Origin of the sequence: Luteimonas endophytica, assembly GCF_029887875.1 — a bacterium.
GTDB lineage: Bacteria > Pseudomonadota > Gammaproteobacteria > Xanthomonadales > Xanthomonadaceae > Luteimonas > Luteimonas endophytica.
On record NZ_JARXRM010000028.1, the window covers coordinates 271,847 to 290,255 of the forward strand.

The 18,409-nt window shown below is 73.3% G+C and carries 21 protein-coding genes; 5 read left to right on the forward strand and 16 right to left on the reverse strand.

Translation table 11 applies throughout. The features are described 5' to 3' along the window. Positions 1–32: 32 nt before the first annotated feature. Positions 33–653, reverse strand: coding sequence for a TetR/AcrR family transcriptional regulator (locus tag QFW77_RS08685; RefSeq protein ID WP_280574123.1), 621 nt, complete (start codon positions 651–653; stop codon positions 33–35). Between the two features lie 62 nt (positions 654–715). Between QFW77_RS08685 and QFW77_RS08690 the strand changes: the two genes are divergently transcribed. Continuing rightward, positions 716–2,197, forward strand: a complete 1,482-nt coding sequence (locus tag QFW77_RS08690; protein ID WP_280574125.1) for a phytoene desaturase family protein — start codon at positions 716–718, stop codon at positions 2,195–2,197. Between the two features lie 347 nt (positions 2,198–2,544). Here the strand turns inward: QFW77_RS08690 and QFW77_RS08695 are convergent, their stop codons facing one another. The 6 genes from QFW77_RS08695 to QFW77_RS08720 are packed head-to-tail and all read right to left on the reverse strand — an operon-like array spanning position 2,545 to position 9,117. After that, on the reverse strand, positions 2,545–5,664 hold the full coding sequence (locus QFW77_RS08695; protein WP_280574128.1) for an error-prone DNA polymerase: 3,120 nt from the start codon (positions 5,662–5,664) through the stop codon (positions 2,545–2,547). Continuing rightward, the gene (locus QFW77_RS08700) at positions 5,661–7,067 is read right to left on the reverse strand and encodes a Y-family DNA polymerase (protein WP_280574130.1); all 1,407 of its coding nucleotides are present in this window, start codon (positions 7,065–7,067) and stop codon (positions 5,661–5,663) included. Before QFW77_RS08700 ends, QFW77_RS08695 begins: the two co-directional genes overlap by 4 nt. Positions 7,068–7,077: 10 nt before the next feature. Beyond that, positions 7,078–7,689 carry a translesion DNA synthesis-associated protein ImuA gene (gene imuA, locus QFW77_RS08705; RefSeq protein WP_280574132.1) on the reverse strand — a complete coding sequence of 204 codons (612 nt, stop codon included), beginning with the start codon at positions 7,687–7,689 and terminating at the stop codon, positions 7,078–7,080. Then, a complete protein-coding gene (gene lexA / locus QFW77_RS08710) occupies positions 7,689–8,294 on the reverse strand; it encodes a transcriptional repressor LexA (RefSeq protein ID WP_425603299.1) in 606 nt (201 codons plus the stop codon). The genes imuA and lexA overlap by 1 nt, the downstream gene beginning before the upstream one ends. Before the next feature lie 42 nt (positions 8,295–8,336). Continuing rightward, positions 8,337–8,585 carry a helix-turn-helix domain-containing protein gene (locus tag QFW77_RS08715; protein ID WP_280574135.1) on the reverse strand — a complete coding sequence of 83 codons (249 nt, stop codon included), beginning with the start codon at positions 8,583–8,585 and terminating at the stop codon, positions 8,337–8,339. 10 nt (positions 8,586–8,595) lie between these two features. Further along, positions 8,596–9,117 carry a DUF2975 domain-containing protein gene (locus tag QFW77_RS08720; protein ID WP_280574136.1) on the reverse strand — a complete coding sequence of 174 codons (522 nt, stop codon included), beginning with the start codon at positions 9,115–9,117 and terminating at the stop codon, positions 8,596–8,598. A 49-nt stretch (positions 9,118–9,166) separates the two neighbouring features. Here QFW77_RS08720 and QFW77_RS08725 point away from each other — a divergent pair, with 49 nt between their 5' ends. After that, positions 9,167–10,597 (forward strand): aspartyl protease family protein, encoded by a 1,431-nt coding sequence (locus tag QFW77_RS08725; RefSeq protein WP_280574137.1) that lies wholly within the window; start codon positions 9,167–9,169, stop codon positions 10,595–10,597. Between the two features lie 21 nt (positions 10,598–10,618). Here QFW77_RS08725 and QFW77_RS08730 read toward each other — a convergent pair whose 3' ends face one another. Next, entirely contained in the window at positions 10,619–11,176 is a 558-nt protein-coding gene (locus QFW77_RS08730) for a hypothetical protein (protein ID WP_280574138.1), read from the reverse strand. A 55-nt stretch (positions 11,177–11,231) separates the two neighbouring features. Then, on the reverse strand, positions 11,232–11,528 hold the full coding sequence (locus QFW77_RS08735; RefSeq protein ID WP_280574140.1) for a hypothetical protein: 297 nt from the start codon (positions 11,526–11,528) through the stop codon (positions 11,232–11,234). On the opposite strand from QFW77_RS08735, the gene QFW77_RS08740 reads away from it, so the two are divergent. Continuing rightward, positions 11,527–11,724, forward strand: coding sequence for a hypothetical protein (locus QFW77_RS08740; protein ID WP_280574141.1), 198 nt, complete (start codon positions 11,527–11,529; stop codon positions 11,722–11,724). The genes QFW77_RS08735 and QFW77_RS08740 overlap by 2 nt on opposite strands. Before the next feature lie 9 nt (positions 11,725–11,733). On the opposite strand, the gene QFW77_RS08745 is transcribed toward QFW77_RS08740, so the two are convergent. The 5 genes from QFW77_RS08745 to QFW77_RS08765 all read right to left on the reverse strand — a co-directional run bounded on the left by QFW77_RS08745 (position 11,734) and on the right by QFW77_RS08765 (position 14,902). Next, positions 11,734–12,126 carry a hypothetical protein gene (locus tag QFW77_RS08745; protein WP_280574193.1) on the reverse strand — a complete coding sequence of 131 codons (393 nt, stop codon included), beginning with the start codon at positions 12,124–12,126 and terminating at the stop codon, positions 11,734–11,736. A 112-nt stretch (positions 12,127–12,238) separates the two neighbouring features. Then, complete coding sequence (locus QFW77_RS08750; protein ID WP_280574142.1) at positions 12,239–12,682, reverse strand: hypothetical protein; 444 nt, start codon at positions 12,680–12,682, stop codon at positions 12,239–12,241. 172 nt (positions 12,683–12,854) lie between these two features. Next, complete coding sequence (locus tag QFW77_RS08755) at positions 12,855–13,571, reverse strand: energy transducer TonB (protein ID WP_280574143.1); 717 nt, start codon at positions 13,569–13,571, stop codon at positions 12,855–12,857. A 48-nt stretch (positions 13,572–13,619) separates the two neighbouring features. Beyond that, positions 13,620–14,387, reverse strand: coding sequence for an HAD family hydrolase (locus QFW77_RS08760; RefSeq protein ID WP_280574144.1), 768 nt, complete (start codon positions 14,385–14,387; stop codon positions 13,620–13,622). 152 nt (positions 14,388–14,539) lie between these two features. Continuing rightward, positions 14,540–14,902 (reverse strand): EF-hand domain-containing protein, encoded by a 363-nt coding sequence (locus tag QFW77_RS08765; RefSeq protein WP_280574145.1) that lies wholly within the window; start codon positions 14,900–14,902, stop codon positions 14,540–14,542. 495 nt (positions 14,903–15,397) lie between these two features. Here QFW77_RS08765 and QFW77_RS08770 point away from each other — a divergent pair, with 495 nt between their 5' ends. After that, the gene (locus QFW77_RS08770; protein ID WP_280574146.1) at positions 15,398–16,573 is read left to right on the forward strand and encodes a PQQ-dependent sugar dehydrogenase; all 1,176 of its coding nucleotides are present in this window, start codon (positions 15,398–15,400) and stop codon (positions 16,571–16,573) included. A gap of 108 nt (positions 16,574–16,681) precedes the next feature. Here QFW77_RS08770 and QFW77_RS08775 read toward each other — a convergent pair whose 3' ends face one another. Next, positions 16,682–17,110 (reverse strand): DUF4920 domain-containing protein, encoded by a 429-nt coding sequence (locus QFW77_RS08775; protein ID WP_280574147.1) that lies wholly within the window; start codon positions 17,108–17,110, stop codon positions 16,682–16,684. Between the two features lie 153 nt (positions 17,111–17,263). Then, positions 17,264–17,626: a glycine zipper 2TM domain-containing protein gene (locus QFW77_RS08780; protein WP_280574148.1), complete on the reverse strand. Its 363-nt coding sequence runs from the start codon at positions 17,624–17,626 to the stop codon at positions 17,264–17,266. Positions 17,627–17,865: 239 nt separating this feature from the next. Between QFW77_RS08780 and QFW77_RS08785 the strand changes: the two genes are divergently transcribed. After that, positions 17,866–18,384 (forward strand): adenine phosphoribosyltransferase, encoded by a 519-nt coding sequence (locus tag QFW77_RS08785; protein ID WP_280574150.1) that lies wholly within the window; start codon positions 17,866–17,868, stop codon positions 18,382–18,384. The last annotated feature ends 25 nt before the right edge of the window (positions 18,385–18,409 follow it).

Here is an 18,409-nt window from a genome sequence, read left to right on the forward strand (position 1 = left end):
GGTCGAGGCCGCGACCACGGCGCTGGCCGGCCTCATCTCGGCCGTCCCTTGCGCGCACGCGCGCCCTCCATGAAGAACTCCAGGGCATCGGTGTATCTGAGCGGGAGCGAGATCTTCGGGTTCGCCACCCAGTCGAGCAGCGCGCACAGCGACAGGAAGTGCAGATAGGCGGCCAGCCGGCCGGCGGGCATGGCCGTGGAGAGTTCGCCCGCCTCCTGCCCCAGGTGGATCAGCGCTTCGTAGGCGGGGACGATCTCGGAGGTGGGTTCCTCGCCCTGGTCTTCGCGCACCTCCTGGAAGCGATGACGGACGTACGGCGCCGCGAACGACCGGTGCTGCTCCCACCACCCCGCCGACGCGTCGAGCAGCGTCGCGACGCGCGCCAGAAAGGTGGGGCGGGTCATCGCCTCCTCCATCAACGGCCCGAGCGCCTCCGCGAGCTGGCCGTGGAGCCAGTGGACGACGATGGCCTCCTTGACCGGGAAATGGTTGTAGAGGGTCCCGCGCACGACGTCGGCCGCGGCGGCGATCTGCTCCATGGTGGTGCCCTCGAAGCCCTGCTCCCGGAACAGCGCCACGCCGGCCAGCGCGATCCGGTCTCGCGTCCGCTGGCGCTTGCCGGAGCGCGGTCCTGCTGCGGTCTTGTCGGCCATAATTTGACATTGTATATTATTTGACACTGTCTATTTTAGCCGCGGGTGGTGGTCCCTGCCAGATGCGAATCGCTGACTCGAACGCTGCGACCGTCGTGATCGGCGCCGGCCTGGCGGGCCTGGCGGCCGCCGTCCGCGTGGCGCGGGCGGGGCGCGCGGTGGTGCTGTTCGACGCCCAGCCCGCCCATGGCGGCTGCTGTTCGACCACCCGCGTCGACGGCTTCAGCTTCAACAACGGCGCGGTGTACGTGGCCGTGCCCTCCCTGCTGCGCGCGGCGTTCGAGCAGCTCGGGGCGGACCTGGATGACGAAGTGCCGATGGCCGCCATCGAGCGCCCGTTCGAATCCCATCTCGAAGACGGCGGCGTGGTTCACCTGACCGATACCGCCACCTCCTGCGTGGAGGGGCCCCGCAGCGCGGAGCGGACCCGGATCCTGCGCGACGGCCTGGGCCGGCTGCGGCAGGACTGGGCGCCGGTCTACCGGGCCCTGGTCGAACACGTGCTGCCGCGCGGACCCTCGCCATGGCATGCCCTGCTGCGGCTCGGCCCCCACCTGCCGAAGATGGCCGGGAGCGCTGCGGCGCTCATCGAGCGGCGGTTTCCGGACGCGGGCGTGCAGGCCGCCGTCGGCTCGCTGCTGCTGTACACCGGGGTGCCGCCGGAACGCCTGCCCGCCAACCAGATCATCGGCCTGCTGGCGCTGATGGAGGAAGGCTTCCACCTGCCCCGCCACGGCATGGGCGCCATCAGCGATGCACTGCTCCGGCATGCGCATGCCGCGGGGGTGGCGGTGCGGCTGGGGCAGGCCGTGGAGCGCATCGAGCTGGCGGACGGGCGGGTGAGCGGCGTCCGCCTCGCCGGCGGCGAGCGCATCGCGACGGCCCGCGTGCTGGCGACGACGGCCGGATTCGAGGTGGTCGAACGGCTGCTGTCGCCCGGAACGGTGCCTTCCCGGCTTGCCCGGACCGCCCGCAACGCGCCCCTGTCGCATCGCGCGGTCTCGATCCAGCTGGGCTGCGCGGCGCCGCCCGGGCCAGGCGCCTTCATCGTGAACCACGTGCCGGCGCTGGCGCGCCAGGGGCTCCTGCACCAGACCAGGGAAGCACGGCCGGACTGGCTGTCCTACACCGCGCCGACGCGGGTCGTACCGGGGCTGGCGCCCGCGGGCAAGTCGATCATCGAATGCTACGCACCCGCCTCGGGGATCGGCCGGGCTTCGGAGTGGTCGCCCCAACAAACCGAATCCACCGTGCACCGGTACGTCGAGGCCCTGCAGCACCGGCTGCCGGGGCTGTCCGTGGAGACGGTGCGCGCGATCGGGCCGGCGGAGTTCATGCGGCAGCGCCATCTTTACGAAGGCGCGCTGTACGGCATCGCGCCCGGCGTTGCGCCGCACCGGCTGTTCCCGCACCGCGCCGGCGTCGAAGGCCTGTACCTGGCGGGGCAGACGACCTTTCCGGGCTACGGCGTCGCGCCGGCCGTCTGGTCGGGCCTGCAGGCGGCCGATGCGATGCTTCGGGACCAACGGCGGGCGCGCCGGTGAACGGATCGCGCATCCAGCACGATGAGGGCGGAAGATCGCCGGTCACCGTTTCTCGTTGGCCTCCCGGGCAGTGCAAATGACCAATCAAGACACGCATTCCCACGCGTTGCCCCGAACCACCGGGGATTCGAGGCTTGCGGAGAATCCGCCGGTAGTTCGGCTTCGAGCGACGCGATGGCGCCGTCCATCCGGGTGGCGACGTCCTCGATGGCGCTTCGCACAAGCGATCGCGGTAGGCCCGCCGCCTCCGCGGTCTGGAAGAATGCCTGGTCTGGATCTCGTCGATGCGGCGAGCATCCGCCAATGTGACGTTTCCTCTGCTGCTATCGACTCTGTGGCAGAGGCTCTCAGTGGAAATCCCGGCTGCGCACATCCAGCCCTTGCAGCAGCGCGGTGAGATCGTGCAGCCGCCGGGCGACCAGGTGCCGCACGCCGGCCACCGCCTGCAGCCGGCCCTCGACCTGCAGCAGGCGCGATTCCAGAAACGGGCGGCGCTGGGCTTCGGCGATGTCGCGGCGGATCACCACGTTGACCATGCCGTGCTCGTCCTCCAGGGTCATGAAGGTCACGCCGCTGGCGGTCTGCGGACGCTGGCGCAGGGTGACCAGGCCGGCCACGGTGACGCTGCGGCCGTGCGGCAGCGCGGCCAGGTCGCGGCTGTCACGGCAGCGGCGCGCGCGCAGCTTGGCGCGCAGCAGCCGCAGCGGGTGCGGGCCGAGGGTGGTGCCGGTGCTGGCGTAGTCGGCGGCCACGTCCTCTGCTGTGCCCGGCGGTGGCAGCAGCACCGTCTGTTCCGGGGCGGAAGTCTCGGCGCCGAACAGCGGCCGCTGCGCTTCCACCCCGGCGATCGCCCAGCGCGCGCGGTGGCGGTGCCCGGCCAGGCCGCGCAGCGCGCCGGCGTCGGCCAGCAGCGCGCGGGCGCGGGCGTCCAGGCCGGCGCGTTCGCACAGGTCGCCGATGTCGGCGAACGGCCGCCGCGACCGTGCCTCCATCACCCGCAACGCGTCTTCCTCGCGCAGCCCGCGCACCAGGCGCATGCCGATGCGGATCGCGAACGGCCGGCCGGGCTTCGCGCCGGCCTCCGGCTCCAGGCTGCAGTCCCAGTCGCTGTGGCGCACGTCCACCGGACGCACGCCGATGCCGTGGCGGCGCGCGTCCTGCAGCAGCTGGTCGGGGCTGTAGAAGCCCATCGGCCAGCTGTTGACCATGGCGCAGGCGAACTCGGCCGGGTGATGGCACTTCAGCCAGGAACTGGCGTAGGCCAGCAGCGCGAAACTGGCCGCGTGCGACTCCGGAAAACCGTAGCTGCCGAAGCCCTTGATCTGCTCGAAGATGCGCGCGGCGAACTCGGCGGTGTAGCCGCGCTCGAGCATGCCGCGGGTGAGCCGTTCGCGGTGCGGCTCCAGACCGCCATGGCGCTTCCACGCCGCCATCGCCCGGCGCAGGCCGTCGGACTCGCCCGGGGTGTAGCCGGCGGCCTCGATCGCGATCTCCATCACCTGTTCCTGGAACAGCGGCACGCCGAGCGTGCGCACCAGCACCTTCTTCAACGCCTCGGAGGGATAGGTCACCTGCTCCTCGCCGCAGCGGCGGCGCAGGTACGGATGCACCATGTCGCCCTGGATCGGCCCCGGCCGCACGATCGCCACCTGGATCACCAGGTCGTAGAACTCGGCCGGGCGCAGCCGCGGCAGCATCGCCATCTGCGCGCGCGATTCGATCTGGAACACGCCGATGGTGTCGGCGCGCGAGATCATGTCGTAGGTCTTCTTGTCCTCCGGCGGGATCGTCGCCAGCGCCAGGTCTGGGCCGCCGTGGCTGCGCAGCAGGTCCAGGCAGCGGCGCAGCGTGGTGAGCATGCCCAACGCCAGCACGTCGACCTTGAGCAGGCCCACCGCGTCCAGGTCGTCCTTGTCCCACTGGATCACGGTGCGGTCTTCCATCGCCGCGTTCTCCACCGGCACCAGGGTATGCAGCGGGTGCTCTGAGATCACGAAGCCGCCCGGGTGCTGCGACAGATGCCGCGGGAAGCCGACCAGCTGCGCGGTCAATGCCAGCACCCGGCGCAGCAGCGGGCTGTCCGGATCGAAACCGTGCTCGCGCAGCAGCGCATCCGGCGGCAGCTCCACGCTCCAGCGCTCGAACACCCGCGCCAGCGCGTCGATGCGGTCCTGCGGCAGGCCCAGCGCGCGGGCCACGTCGCGCACCGCGCCGGCGCCGCGGTAGCTGATCACCACCGCCGCCAGCGCGGCGCGGTGGCGGCCGTAGTGGCCGAACACGTACTGGATCACTTCCTCGCGGCGCTCGTGCTCGAAGTCGACGTCGATGTCCGGCGGTTCGTCGCGCTCGGCGGAGATGAAGCGTTCGAACAGCAGCCGCTGCCGCGATGGGTCCACCTCGGTGATGCCCAGCGCGAAGCACACCGCAGAATTGGCGGCCGAGCCGCGGCCCTGGCAGAGGATTCCACGGCCGCGCGCGAAGTTCACGATGTCGTGCACGGTGAGGAAGTAGTTCTCGTAGCCCTTGTGCGCGATCAGCGCCAGCTCCTTGTCGATCTGCGTGCGCACCGCGTCGATCCTGTCCAGGTCGTGCAGCGCGCCCTGCCCGGCGCGCCGCTGCAGGCCTTCCAGCGCCAGGCTGCGCAGCCAACTGGCGGCGTCGTGGCCTTCGGGCACCAGCTCGCGCGGGTACCGGTAGTGCGGCTTCAGTTCGCCCAGGTCGAACGTGCAGCGCCGCGCGATGCGCACGCTCTCGGCCAGCAGCTCCGGCGGATACAGCTGCGCCAGCACCTGGCGCGGGCGCAGGTGGCGTTCGCCGTTGGGGAACAGGCGCTGCCCGGCCTCGGCCACGCTGACGTGGTGGCGGATCGCGGTCATGGTGTCCTGCAGCGCGCGGCGGCCGCGGGCGTGCATGTGCACGTCGCCGGCGGCCACCGCCGGCATGTCGAGCTGCCGCGCCAGCGCCTGCAGCCGCGCCAGCCGTGCGGCGTCGTCCGGCCCACGGTGCAGCTCCACCGCCAGCCAGGTGCGGCCTGGGAACAGCGCCTGCAGCCAGCGGCCCTCGGCAGGGTCGGCGGCTTCGCCCGGCAGCCACAGCGCCAGCAGGCCCTCGGTGCCGCCGGCGAAATCCTTGCGCAGCAGCCGGTAATCGCCCTTGTCGGCGCGGCGGCGGGCGTCGGTGATCAGCCGGCACAGGGTGCGGTAGCCCTGCAGGGTCTCGACCAGCAGCACGCAGGCCGGGCCGTCGGCCAGGCGCAGCTCGCTGCCTACGATCAGCGGCAGGCCGACCTCGCGCGCCGCCTGCCAGGCGCGCACGATCCCGGCCAGGGTGCATTCGTCGGTGATCGCCAGCGCGCGGTAGCCCTGCTGCAGCGCGCGCACGAACAGCTCCGGCGCGCTGGAGGCGCCGCGCTGGAAGCTGAAGTTGGACAGGCAATGCAGCTCGGCGTAGTCGGGCGCGGCGCTCATCCGAACCACCCATGCAGCATCCAGCCGCCCTGCTCGCCCGGCGGCGCGTACACCCAGGCCTGCTGGCCCTGGCGGGTGGCGACGCGGTAGTAGTCGCGGCGCACGTCGCCGTCCCACCAGCCGCTCTCGATCCGCTCCGGGCCGGCCAGCAGTTCCGGCCTGCCGCGCAGCGGGATCGGCCGCGGCAGCAGCCAGCCCGGGCGCGGCGCGGCCACGCCGGCGCCCGGCTTTGCCGCGCTCTCGCCGCGCCAGGCGTGTTCGGGGCGGTGGTCCGGATGCACGCGCAGGCCGTGCACCGCGTCGTCGCCCAGGCGCGCGCGCAGGCGCTCGCGCAGCTGTTCCCAGGGCATCGACTGCTGCGGGCGGTCCTCGAACAGCTCGCGGTGCGCCGGCGCGAACGCCGGCAGCTCGCGCGCCAGCAGCCGCAGCCCGCGCACCGGCGCCGGCACTCCGGCGCGCTCCAGCCGGGTGCGGGCGACGTCGAACAGCAGTGCCGGCTCGCGCTCGGTGCCCAGCAGGCCCACCGTGACCACGCTGTCGGCGGCGTCCTCGTGCTCCAGGTGCAGCTCGAAGCGCTGCACGCCGCCGTCGCGGCCGGCCAGGTACGCGGCCAGGTCGGCGGTGAGGCGCCGCAGCGGGAACAGCAGCGCCTGGTGCGACTCCACCTCGAAACCGAGCTCGATGCGCGCGTCGAAGCGGTCCGGCGGCCGGTACCACTCCAGTGGCTGCGCGGCATCTCCCCACAGCGCGTCCAGATGCCCCAGCACCGCGGCCGGGAAGCGCCGCGCCAGGCTGGCGCGCGGCAGCGCCCGCACCTGCGCCAGCCGCCGCAGGCCCATCCGCGCCAGCGCCGTGGCGACCTCGGGGGCGAAGCCGGCACGCGCCGCCGGCAGCTGCCCCAGCGCGCGATGCAGGGCCTCGCCGTCGGGTACCGCCAGGCCGTCGTGGACGTTGGCCAGCGCGCGCGCGGCGGCGGGGTTGGGCGCGGCGACGATGCGGTGGCGGAAGCCGAGCGCGGCCAGTTCCTCGCGCAGCCGCGCCTCGAACCGCGGCCACGGCCCGAACAGGCCGTGGCTGGCGCCGATCTCGACGATCAGCGCATGCGGATGGCGCAGGCTGACCTGGGAGCTGAAGCGGTAGGCCCAGGCGGCGAGGAAGCGCTGCCAGCGCAGCACCTCCCGCGGGTCGTGGTCGAGCACCTCGAAGCCGGTGGCCAGCGCCTGCGCGGCGGTGAGCGCCATGCCGGGGCGCAGCCCCAGCGCGCGCGCGGCCGGATTGGCGGCGTGCAGCACCCGGCGCTGGGCGCTGCCGGCCACCAGCACCAGCGGCGCTTCGGGATCGGCGCGGCGGCGGAGAGCGCCGTCGAGCGCCAGTTGCGGCAGCAGGATGCAGGCCCAGCGCATGGCGATGCCATCAGTGCAACGGCAGCGCCTGCGGCGGGGCCAGCCCGCCGCGGCACTTGAGTACCCGCAGCTGCGCCGGGCGCGCGTCGATGGCGATGCGCAGCGGCGCCGGCGAGGGATTGCGCGCCGCCGCCAGCGGGCGGGTGGCGAAGCCCAGGGTGCGGCCGGTCTCGGCCGCCACCTGCAGACGGCGCAGCGCGCGGTCGTCGGCGCCCTGCGGCCAGCACAGCACCGCGCCGCAGCTGCCCGAGCGCAGGCACTGCTCGGTGGCCCACAGCGCCTCGGCCGGGCGCGCGGTGTTCACCACCTGCAGCTGGCGCAGGTCGATGCCGGCCGCCTGCCAGGCGGCGGCATAGGGCAGGTACGGCGGCGCCACCAGCACGATGCGCTCGCCGGCCTGCGCCAGCCGCGCCAGCGCCGGCCACAGCAGCCGCAGCTCGCCGATGCCGTCTGCCTCCACCAGGATCTCGGACAGCGCCGCCTCCGGCCAGCCGCCGGTGGGCAGGGCCGCATCCAGCGCCGCATGCCCGGTGGGCCGGGCGCTGGCCGGCGCCGGCGCCGGCCGGCCCTTCCAGACCCGGCGCTCCTGCAGCAGCGCATCCAGGGCGACCACCGCGCCCATCAGCCGCGCCGCACCAGGCCGCAGAACACGCCCTCGATGGCGAACTCCTGCCCGGGGCCCACCACGATCGGCGCGTAGGCCGGGTTGCGCGGCAGCAGCCGCAGCGCCTCGGCGCCCAACGCCAGCCGCTTGATGGTCAGCTCGCCGTCGAGCCGCGCCACCACGGTCTGGCCGTCGCGGGCGTCGGCGCTGCGGCGCACCCCGACCAGGTCACCGTCGAGGATGCCGTCGTCGATCATCGAATCGCCCTGCACCCGCAGCAGGTAGTCCGGCGCCTGGCCGAACAGCCGCGCGTCGAGGGTGAGGGTGTCGGCCAGGCCGGCATCGGCGCCGATCGGCGCGCCGGCGGCCACCCGCCCCAGCACCGGCAGCCGCAGCAGGTCGGCGCGGGCGCGCAGCCCGGCCGGGCGGATCCCGCGCGCCTGCCCCGGCGTCACCTCCACCAGCCCGGCCGCGGCCAGCGCCTGCACGTGCTTGCGCGCGGCCCCGCGCGAGGCCAGGCCGCAGCCGGCGGCGATCTCGGCCAGGGTCGGCGGCTGGCCGTGCGCCGCGACGCGGTCGCGGATCAGGGCCAGCACGCGGGCGCGGCGGGGGCTGAGGGGCATGTCCATCGGAGTACATTTGTACTCCATCGCCACCCGGATTGGCTAGGGTGCGTCGCCGGCCCCGCTCGCGGCCCCGGTGCCCGGCGGATCCGGCTCCCAGGCCAGCAGGTCGCCGGGCTGGCAGTCCAGGTACTCGCAGATCCGGCCGAGGGTCTCGAAGCGGATCCCGCGCACCTTGCCGGACTTGAGCAGCGACAGGTTGGATTCGGTGATGCCGACGTGCGCGGCCAGATCCTTGGAGCGGACCTTGCGCAGCGCCAGCATCACGTCGAGGCGGACCACGATCGCCATCGCGCCCTCCTCAGACGATCGAGCGGCTGTCTTCTTCGAGGCGCGCGGCCTCGTCGAACAGCCGCGCCACGAAGAACAGGACCACCGCCACGAACAGCGCCAGCACATCGCCGCCGGAGAACGACAGGGTCACCGTGGCGCTGCGCTCCAGGGCCACCAGGGCCAGCACCGCCAGCGGCGGCAGCAGCAGCCGCAGCAGCGCCGCCACCAGCAACAGCAGCGCGAAGCGGCGGAAATGCCGCGTCGCCCCGGGCGCGAACAGGGCGCCGCGCTCCACCTCGCCGAGCATCCTCGCCAGCTGCCACAGCGCGGCGGCCACCAGCGCCGCCAGCAGCAGCGCGATCGCCCCCGCCCAGGGGTGCGGCAGCCCATCGGTGTGGAGGGTGGCGGCGAGCAGGCCGGGGACCCCGGCCGCCGGCCCGAACACCGCCAGCAGGGTCACCGCCAGGCACAGCCCCGCCCCGAAGAGCGCCACCCGCCGCAGCCAGCGCGCACGGCCGTACAGCCCGGCTGTTTTTTTTGTTGTATTCATATTTATTTCTGTTTTACGATAATTTCTGCGCACAACACGAGATCCAAGTATGACCGCCCGCCCTTTCCCGACAAGCCCGGCCGCACCGCGTTCGGCCCGCCCTGCGCTGCTGCTGGCCCTGCTGCTGGCCAGCGCGATCGCGCTGCAGGCGCCGCTGCACGCCGATGGGCCCGCCCCCCTGCCCGCTGCGGAGGTCCAGACCCTGCTGAAGGAGGCCGCCCGGGGGGACGTCTTCGCGCTGGAGGCGGTCCTGCCGCGGATCGACCAGCCGCGGCTGGCCAGGCTCGCGCGCGCCCGGATCGCGGCCGCGCGGCTGGACCACGGCGAGGCCCTGCGCCAGCTCGAGCCCCTGCTGGCCCCCGCGGCGGACAGCGATCCGACCCTGCTGCTCCTGGCCTGGCCGATCGCCGCCGACGCCAGTTTCGCGGCCGGCGACTACGCCGGCGCCGCCCGCGCCACCGCCGCCTGGGGGAAACTGCTGGCCGCGCATGGCGACCCCGACGGGCGCACCCAGGACGTATCCCAGTTCCACGCCGTCGCCACCCTGCTGGCCCGGGCGCAGCCGCAGCGGCTGCTGGGGCTCGCCCCCGAAGCGGTGCCCACCCGCCGCGACAAGGTCGGCCTGACCCGCGCCACCGTGACCGTCAATGGCACCGGCCAGGACACCGTGCTCGACACCGGGGCCAATCTTTCGGTGGTCTCGGCCAGCACGGCGCAGCGGCTTGGCCTGCGCATGCTCGACGGCGGGGCCAGCGTGGGCAGCGGCAGCCGCGACGCGGTGCCGACCCGGGTCGGCATCGCCGAGCGCCTCGAGTTCGCCGGCGCCACCCTGGCCGACGTGGCGTTCCTGGTGCTCGACGACGCCCAGCTGGAGATCCCGATTCCGGGCGGCTACCGGATCGACGCGATCCTCGGCTTCCCGGTGCTGCGCGCGCTCGGCCGCATCCGCTTCGGCGCCGATGGCACCCTGGCACCCGAAGCGGTCGGCGCGGCCGCCGACCCGGCAGCGGGCAACCTGCGCGTGGTCGGCAGCGACCTGTACGTCTCGCTGACGGTCGACGACCTGCCGCTGTCGCTGCACCTGGACACCGGCGCCCCGCAGTCGTCGCTGTCGGCGCGGTTCGCGCAACGCTATCCCGAACGGCTGGAAGGCCTGCAGCGCCAGACCCAGCAGGTGGGCGGCGCGGGGGGCGTCACCGCGCGCCAGGCGGCGCTCTGGACCGGCGCCAGGGTGCGGCTGGACGGGCGCGAGACGGTGCTGCCCGAGCTGTCGGTCGCGGTGGAGGACTCGGCCGACGTCGCCACCCGCAACCTGGGGATCCTCGGCGGCGACGTGCTCGATGCATTCTCCGCCTACACCATCGACTTCGCGCGGATGCGGCTGGAGCTGGGCGAACCGCTCGCGCCAGCGACCTCCGCCCCGGGGGGAGCGGAGCCGGACGCGGCCGGCACCGGCCACCCGGAGAATCCGGCCGACTGAAAAGCGGCACTCGCCGGCGCTTCAACCCGCTCCGGCGGGCTGCTTCGCGCCATCGGCCTCCGCCGCGGGCGCGGCTTTGCGCAGCTCGGCATCCGGCTCCAGCGGCCGCGCCCAGTGCTGGTAGCTCGACACCACCCCCTGCTTCAGGCGCAGGAACGCCTCCGACCCCGGGGCCACGCCGAGACGCGCCGCCAGCGCGCCCCAGCCCTCGCCGTGGTTGCGATCCCACTCGCCGACCACGTAGCGGCAGGATCGGCCGATCACCTGCGCGATCGAGCAGGCGAAGTAGACGTCGCCCGGGGCCCAGCCGCGCTCGGCCAGCAGCTCGGTCACCAGCTCGCGCGGGGCGCCGCGGTAGCGCACCAGCTCGTCGATGAACGGGGCGCGGTGGCGGCGGCCGTAGTCGTTGATGTCGCCCAGCTGCGCGTCGACCCAGGGGTCGCCGCTGCGCGGATCCCAGGCGTACGCGTAGTCCTGGGCGATGGCGCCGGCCGCCCACGGCAGCAGCAGGGCCAGCGCGAGCGCGCGGATCCGGTGGCGGATGGACGGGTGGCGGGTGTGCCTGGCGCGCACGTGCATGGGGTCTCCTCGTTTCGCATCCGGGTCGCGGCGGCGCCGCGTCCGGGTAGATGGTTCATGGGCCGGCGGCGCCGGCCGGCTGCAGCGCACCGCCGCTGCCGCCGCCCAGCCTGCGCCCGGCACCGTCGAGCGCCTGCAGGCGGCCATCCGGCAGCACCGCGTAGAGCCGTTCGCTTCCGCCATCGCCGTGCAGGCGCAGCGCGGCACTGCGCGACGCATGGCGGCGATTGTGCCGCAGCGCAAGCGACGCGTCGCCTCCACGCCGCGCAGACGCTGCCGGCGCCATGCTGGCGGCAAGGCGGACGTTCCAAACGTCCCGCCACTCGACCAGTCCCAGGGGGGATCCAGCCATGAACCAACCAAGCGCCAACTCCAGCCCGTCGCGGCACCGCCTGCGCCGCTGGCTGATCGGTCTCGCCATCCTTGCCGCGCTGCTCGCCGTCTACGCCGCGGCGCTGCACTGGTTCACCCTGCAGGTCGGCGAAGGCGTCCAGAGCAGCCTGCGCGAAGCTCCGCTGCTGGATGACGCGCAGCACGTGCCGGAGTAGCGCCGCCGCTCAGCGTTCTGAGATCACGAAACTGCCGAACGCGATCCCCAGATCCCAGCCTTCCCCGGTCCCGGCCAGCGCCAGCGACACCGGACCCTTGGTCACGACCTGGGCGCGCGCGGATCTCACCGCGCCGGCATGCGCCTCGGCGGCGGCATAGCCGCCCAGCACGTCGCGGATGTTGCCGACGCCGGAAAACGTGCCGCGGCCGTCGTCGATGCGAGATTTGCCCACGCTGAGGCCACCGCCGCGGGCGCTGATCCGCACCGGCAGGCGCGCGCCGTTGCTGCAGCTCACGGTCCCGGTGCCGTCGGCGGTGCGGTAGATCGCCGACCAGCCCGAGAGGCTGAAGTCGAGCCGGCACGAGAGCGGCCCGGCGGCCGCGGCCGGCGCCCCCGCCATGCCGAAAACGACGGCCAGGGCGGAGAACGCCAGAGTGGAGAGCGGGCCTGCCTTCATCTCGACTCCGAATGAACGGGGGCGGCGCGGGCCACGGCGCTCCCGGCCCGCCGGTTCAGTGACCCCAGCGGACCCGGTGGCGGTCGCGCTCCCGGTACCCGCGGTAGCGATCGCGATCGTAGCGCGGATCGTAGTAGCGCGCTGTGCAGCGGCCGTTGCGGTCGCAGCGGACGTCGTTGCGGCTGCGGTAGCCGTGGGCCGGCGCGTGCCGCGGCGGCCCTGGGCGGTAGTGATCGTAGCGGGTCGCCCGGTAGTGGCGCGGCACCTGCCGGTAATAGACCGGGCGCCCGTAGCGGTCGCGGCCCACGATCAGGCGGTCGTTGTAGCCGTAGTTGCCATGGCGGTAGTAGGGCGCGTCGCCGCGCAGCACCACGTCCGCGACATCGACGAGCACCCGGACCAGGTCGTCGTTCGCGCGGGCCGGCGCGGGGGCGATGGCCGCCGCGCCGAAACCTGCGGCCAGGGCGACCGGGGCGAGCCAGCGGGTCAACAGGGTCATGGCCGAATCCTCTGCAAGGTCTCCAGCGCCAGTCGCGGAGTTCACCTGCACCATGCGGGCCCGGCGATGAATCCGCTTTTAACCCGGCCTTCACCGCGCGTTGCCGGGTCAGCCTGCAGCAAGTCCAGCGGCGGCGTAACCGTTTCCAGCGAGGGAGATCGGTGAAGCGCCGCTAGATGCCGGTGCGTGGATCCGACTTGAGGCTTACCGCGCTCTCGAGCGCGAGCGCCTGACCAGGTGCGACCGGCCGCATCGCAGCGGCACGCTCACGCTGCCGGCACCAACCCGAGGGGTCGACGCAGAAGGTAATCGGCACGCTCATGCGCGTCGCGACCGGGTGGCCGCCGACCTCTTCGAGCGTGAATTCCCAGTCTCGGACCGCATCCTCCGCCGCGCGCAGGAACTGCCGGCGATGCAGGGTGTCGCGACTGCCCTCGAAACGGGTGCCCACTAGGACGACAGCGCCGTCGGCGGCAATCTCGATCTCGGCGATCACCTCGGCACTCACCCGGTCCCTCAGGGCCGCTCCCGGATAGGATGGCGGATGCATGCTGGTGGTCGAGGCTCCTGTGGAGGCGTCCTCGATGTAGACCGAGATGGCGTCCCCTCCTTCCACGATGCGGGTCCGCAAGGAAAGACCGGTGCGAGTGACCGCAGGAACGCCGTCCACCGTCCCCGGCACGAATTCCCAGCTGCGCACGATCGGCTCGATTTGGTCGATGACGATCCTGTCGGTGTCGCTCTGCTCCTTCCATTCGAGCGAGGCGATGCGGCCGTCGGTGTCGATGGTGACCTCGGCGCCGAGCCATAGGTCGACGCTGCGCGGGGCGTCCTGCGCGAACGCGGGCGACAGAAGCACCAACAGCGAGAGCAACAGCCAGGCGCGCATCCTTCCCTCCCCGGGATTCCGGCCTGCGCCGGTTCCCCGATCATTCCATCACGCGCGGGCGTTCGCAAGCGGCGCCCCGGCGCCAGCGCTGGCGTTCGCGATGTCGCGCACCGCCGCCGGCAGTTCGGCCGGCGCGCCCACCTCGCGCATGCGCTCCAGGTCGTCGCCGAGCCGGACCTCGCGCTCGTGCTCCCAGGTCAGGTGATAGGGCATGTGCACCGCCCAGCCGCCGAGCTGCAGCACCGGCGCGACGTCGGATCGCAGCGAGTTGCCGATCATCACGAAGCGGCCGGGGGCGAGGTCGAACTCGCCGAGCACGCGCGCGTAGGTGGCCGGATCCTTCTCGCTGACGATCTCGATGCGCCCGAACAGATCGGCCAGGCCCGAGCGCCGCACCTTGGCCTCCTGGTGGAACAGGTCGCCCTTGGTGATCAGCACCACCGGGTGCGCGGCGGCGATCTCCTCGACCGCCTCGCGGATCCCCGGCAGCAGTTCCACCGGGTGCTGCAGCATGCGCTTGGCCAGCTCGACGATCCGGTGCAATGCGTCGGCGCCGATCCGCGAGCCGGTGATGTCCACGGCGGCCTCGATCATCGACAGGGCCATGCCCTTGACCCCGTAACCGAACAGCGCCAGGTTGCCCTTCTCGATCGCGTACAGGCGCTCGCGCGCGCGCGCATCGCCCAGGTCGACGTACGCGCCGACGATCGCCTCGAACTCGCATTGCGCCTCGTCGAAATAGTCCTCGCTGCGCCACAGCGTATCGTCGCCGTCGAAGCCCACCAGGGCGATGCCGTGCGTGTCCGTCGTCTTCATGCCGCAAGTCTAGGGACGCCGGCGGCGCGCCGCCAGCCGGAGGGCGGGACCTTGCACGGGTGAAGGGCAAGCTTCCCAAAAAAAGAGAGCGGCCCTGCGGCCGCTCCCTGGGTTGCACGCGGCGCCCGCAGGGCGCCGGGATGAAGCGGCACTTACTCGGACGGAGGTGCGCCGGCGCCCTGCGAAGCGGCGAAGTTGCGGTACTCGTCCGGGGTCAGCTGGCCGTCGCCATCGGTATCCGCCTGCGAGAACACGCCCGCGAGCGCCGAATGCGCGGAGGCCTCGGTCTGGCTGAGGTTGCCGTCGCCGTCGCCGTCGAGGTCGGCCCAGGTGACCTGGCCCTCGGCGGCCTGGCCCGGCGGCTGGCCGGTCGGTGCCGCCTGTTCGGTCGGCGCGGCCTGGGTCGGATCCTGCGGCGCGGTGGTCGCCTCCTGCGCGAATGCCAGCGGCATGGCGGCGGCGGCGGCGAGGGCGATGAGGGCGGCGAGCGGCTTGCGTGTGCTGTTGTCGTTCATCGGAATCTCCAGTTGGGTAGCCAAGTGCGGATGCGAACGGATGGATCGACGCGGACCGCCCCCCTGGTCGACCGCCTGCATTCCACGGCGCCCAGCCTGTCGCTGCGCGGCTGAATGACGAACGATTGCGGATTCGCTGCGGAACGCTTCGTTAACCACGTCGGCGGCGTTTGCCGCTAGGTGCGCAACTGGTGCGGGCGGCATGCGCCGGGAGAGCGCCGGCCCGTCAGTGATTTACGCGCGCCGCGCCGGCGCCATGCCATGCGGGCGGCAGGCGACCAGCACTGAACGCAACACAACATTTACATGCGCACCCGCGAGGGCGCCGCTGGATCGCCTGCCCCGAAGGCTCGGGCGGGGTCCGGCGCGAGCGCGGCGCGCCTCCTGCCCTCGCTGGCACACGGGGCCGGCAGGCCCGGGAATCCTTTCCCGCCGCGCCGGCTCCGGTTCGGGATATCGTAGGGCCTGCCCCTACCGATCCACCGGAGACATCCCATGAGCAAGCACCTGCTCGCCGCGGCCTGCGCCGCCTTCCTGCTGGCCGCCTGCAACGGCGACACCACCGCCGCGCCGACCGCCCAGGCCCAATCCGAAACCGAAGCCGCGCCCGCTGCCGAGGGCCGCCCCTTCGCCGTCGAGGAGATCGCCCGCTTCGCCGAGCCCTGGGCGATGACCTTCCTGCCGGACGGCCGCCTGCTGATCACCGAGAAGCCGGGCACGTTGAAACTGTACGACCTCGAGCGCGACAGCAGCGGCGAGATAGGCGGTGTGCCCGAAGTCGCCTACGGCGGCCAGGGCGGCCTGGGCGACGTGGTGCTGCACCCGGACTTCGAAGACAACCACATGGTCTACATCAGCTACGCCGAAGCCGGCGACGGCGGCGCGGGCGCCGCGGTGGCGCGCGCCCGGCTGGTCCTGGACGGCAGCGGCGGCGGAACCCTGGAGGACCTGGAGGTGATCTGGCGGCAGACGCCCAAGGTCTCCGGCCAGGGCCACTACGGCCACCGCATCGCGTTCGATCGCGAGGGCATGCTGTGGATCTCGTCCGGCGATCGCCAGAAGTTCGACCCGGCGCAGGACATGCAGTCGACCATGGGCAAGATCGTCCGCCTCGAGGACGACGGCAGCGTGCCCGCCGACAACCCCTTCGCCGAGCAGGGCGGCGCGACCGCGCAGATCTGGTCGCTGGGCCATCGCAACCCGCTCGGCATCGCGTTCGATGCCGAAGGGCGCCTGTGGAATCACGAAATGGGCCCCAAGGGCGGCGACGAACTCAACCTGGTGGAGAAGGGGGCCAACTACGGCTACCCGATCGTCTCCAACGGCGAACACTACGATGGCCGCCCGATTCCCGACCACAGCACCAATCCCGACTACCGCGCACCGGTGATCAGCTGGACCCCGGTGATCTCGCCAGCCGGCTTCATCATCTACGACGGCGAGCAGTTCCCGGACTGGCGCGGCAACGGCTTCATCGGCGGGCTGTCGTCGCAGTCGCTGGTGCGGATCGAATTCGACGGCCGGAGCGCGCGCGAGGCCGAGCGTTTCGACATGGGCACGCGCATCCGCGAGGTCGAACAGGGCCCGGATGGCGCGATCTGGCTGCTCGAGGATGGCGGGCGCGGCGCCGAGGGACGGCTGTTCAAGCTCACCCCTGCCGGCAGCGCCTGAGCACCGGCGCAAACTCCGTCGCTGGCGGCGGCGCGCGTCATGCGACGCCGCCGAACCCGGCCGGCCGGGCGGCGCGCAGCGCATGGCGTAGACCTGCTGCAACGCGCGTCAGGGCGCGGCGATCTCCACGCCGTCGGCGACGATCCGGTACTCGACGCTCGGTGCCGGGGCAGCCTGACCTGCGTCCTCGGCCAGGTGTCGCGCGGCCGCTTCGGTCAGTTCGTGCCGCGTCAGCACGCCGTGCACCTCGGCGGCGCCGGTGCTGTCCTTGGGGATGTAGAAGGCGTGGTCGCCGAACATCACCCGCGCGGCGCGCCCATCCTGCTCCAGCATCATCCAGCAGCCCTTGGCCTGGCAGACCTGGGCGATGCGGCCGCTGAAGCGGCGCGGCGTCTCCGCGTGGGCGGTGAAATCGGCGATCGCGGCCGAAACCGGGACAGCCTCTCCCGGCGGCAGCGGTTCGCCATAGACCTGCGGCCCGGCATGGACCGCGCCGGAGGCAAGCAGCAGCGCGAGTGAAAGGACGGGTGGACGCATCGGCATCGCTCGATGGAACGGGGCGTCCAAGATAGCGCCGATCGGTCGCCACGCAACCAGGCGCGCGACCGCAGCGCGACCCGGCCTGCGCCCGCCGGCCGCCGCGGCCGCGGGACATCCATGTCCGCCCCGGTGCGAGCGACGGCGCCGAGCTCAGCGCCGGACGCGCTGGCAGCGGGTCTCGACGATGCGGTCCCCGGCGGCCTCCTGCCGGTCGCCCTGAACCTTGCGGCCGATCGCGCCGCCTGCGATCGCGCCGCCCGCGGTGGCGAGCTTGCGGCCGTCGCCGCTGCCCACCTGATTGCCGACCAGGCCGCCGATCACTGCGCCGGCGACGGTGCCGCCCACGCGGTTGGGGTCGGTGCTGTTGCGTTGCACCTCCACGTCTTCGCAGACCACGCGGCTGCCATCGTCGAAGCGGCGGCCCTCGTCCTCCGGGCCGTAGGCCGGCTGTGCCGCAGCCGCCCCGGCCAGCGCAAGCGCCCCCAGACAGATCAGGTTGGCGATGGCTTTCATGGCGCACTCCTTCGCAGGGTGGGAGGTGCGGCGGATGCTCGCCCCGGCGGTGCGAACGGGCGGTGAACCGGCCCAGCGGTCGAACCGCGACGCGCCGGGCCCAGGGCGCAGCTTCCCATCGCAATCCCGCCGCTGCGCGCGCAGGCGGTCCCTGGACCCGTCCTGAATCGCCAGCGTGGCGGCGGCGGGCGCGGCCAGGGAGCGCCTGTACGATGCGGCGTTTCCGGGCGGGGTGGCGCATGGGCGAGTGGCAGGCACTGATCCGCGAGGTCCCCGACTTCCCCAGACCCGGAATCGCTTTCAAGGACATCACGCCGGCATTGGCCGACCGGAGCGCGTTCGCCGCCGCGGTGGACGCGATGGCCGCCCCCTGGCGCGGCACCCGGCTGGACGCGGTGGCGGGGATCGAGTCGCGCGGCTTCATCCTCGGGGCGGCGCTGGCGCATGCGCTGCAGGTCGGGTTCGTGCCGGTCCGCAAGCCCGGCAAGCTGCCGGCGCGCACCCTGGCCCAGGACTACGCGCTCGAGTACGGCAGCGACCGCCTGGAAATGCACGCCGACGCGTTGCCGCCCGGGGCGCGCGCATTGCTCGTCGACGACGTGCTCGCCACCGGCGGGACCCTGCTGGCGGCGCTGGCGCTGGTAGAGCGCCAGGGTGCCGAGGTCGCGGGCGCGGCGGTGCTGGTGGAAATGGCGGCGCTGGGCGGTCGCGCGCACTGGCCCGCCTGGCCGCCGCTCACCGCCGCGGCGACCCTCTGACGCGGCGCCCGCCCTCGCCCGCGGA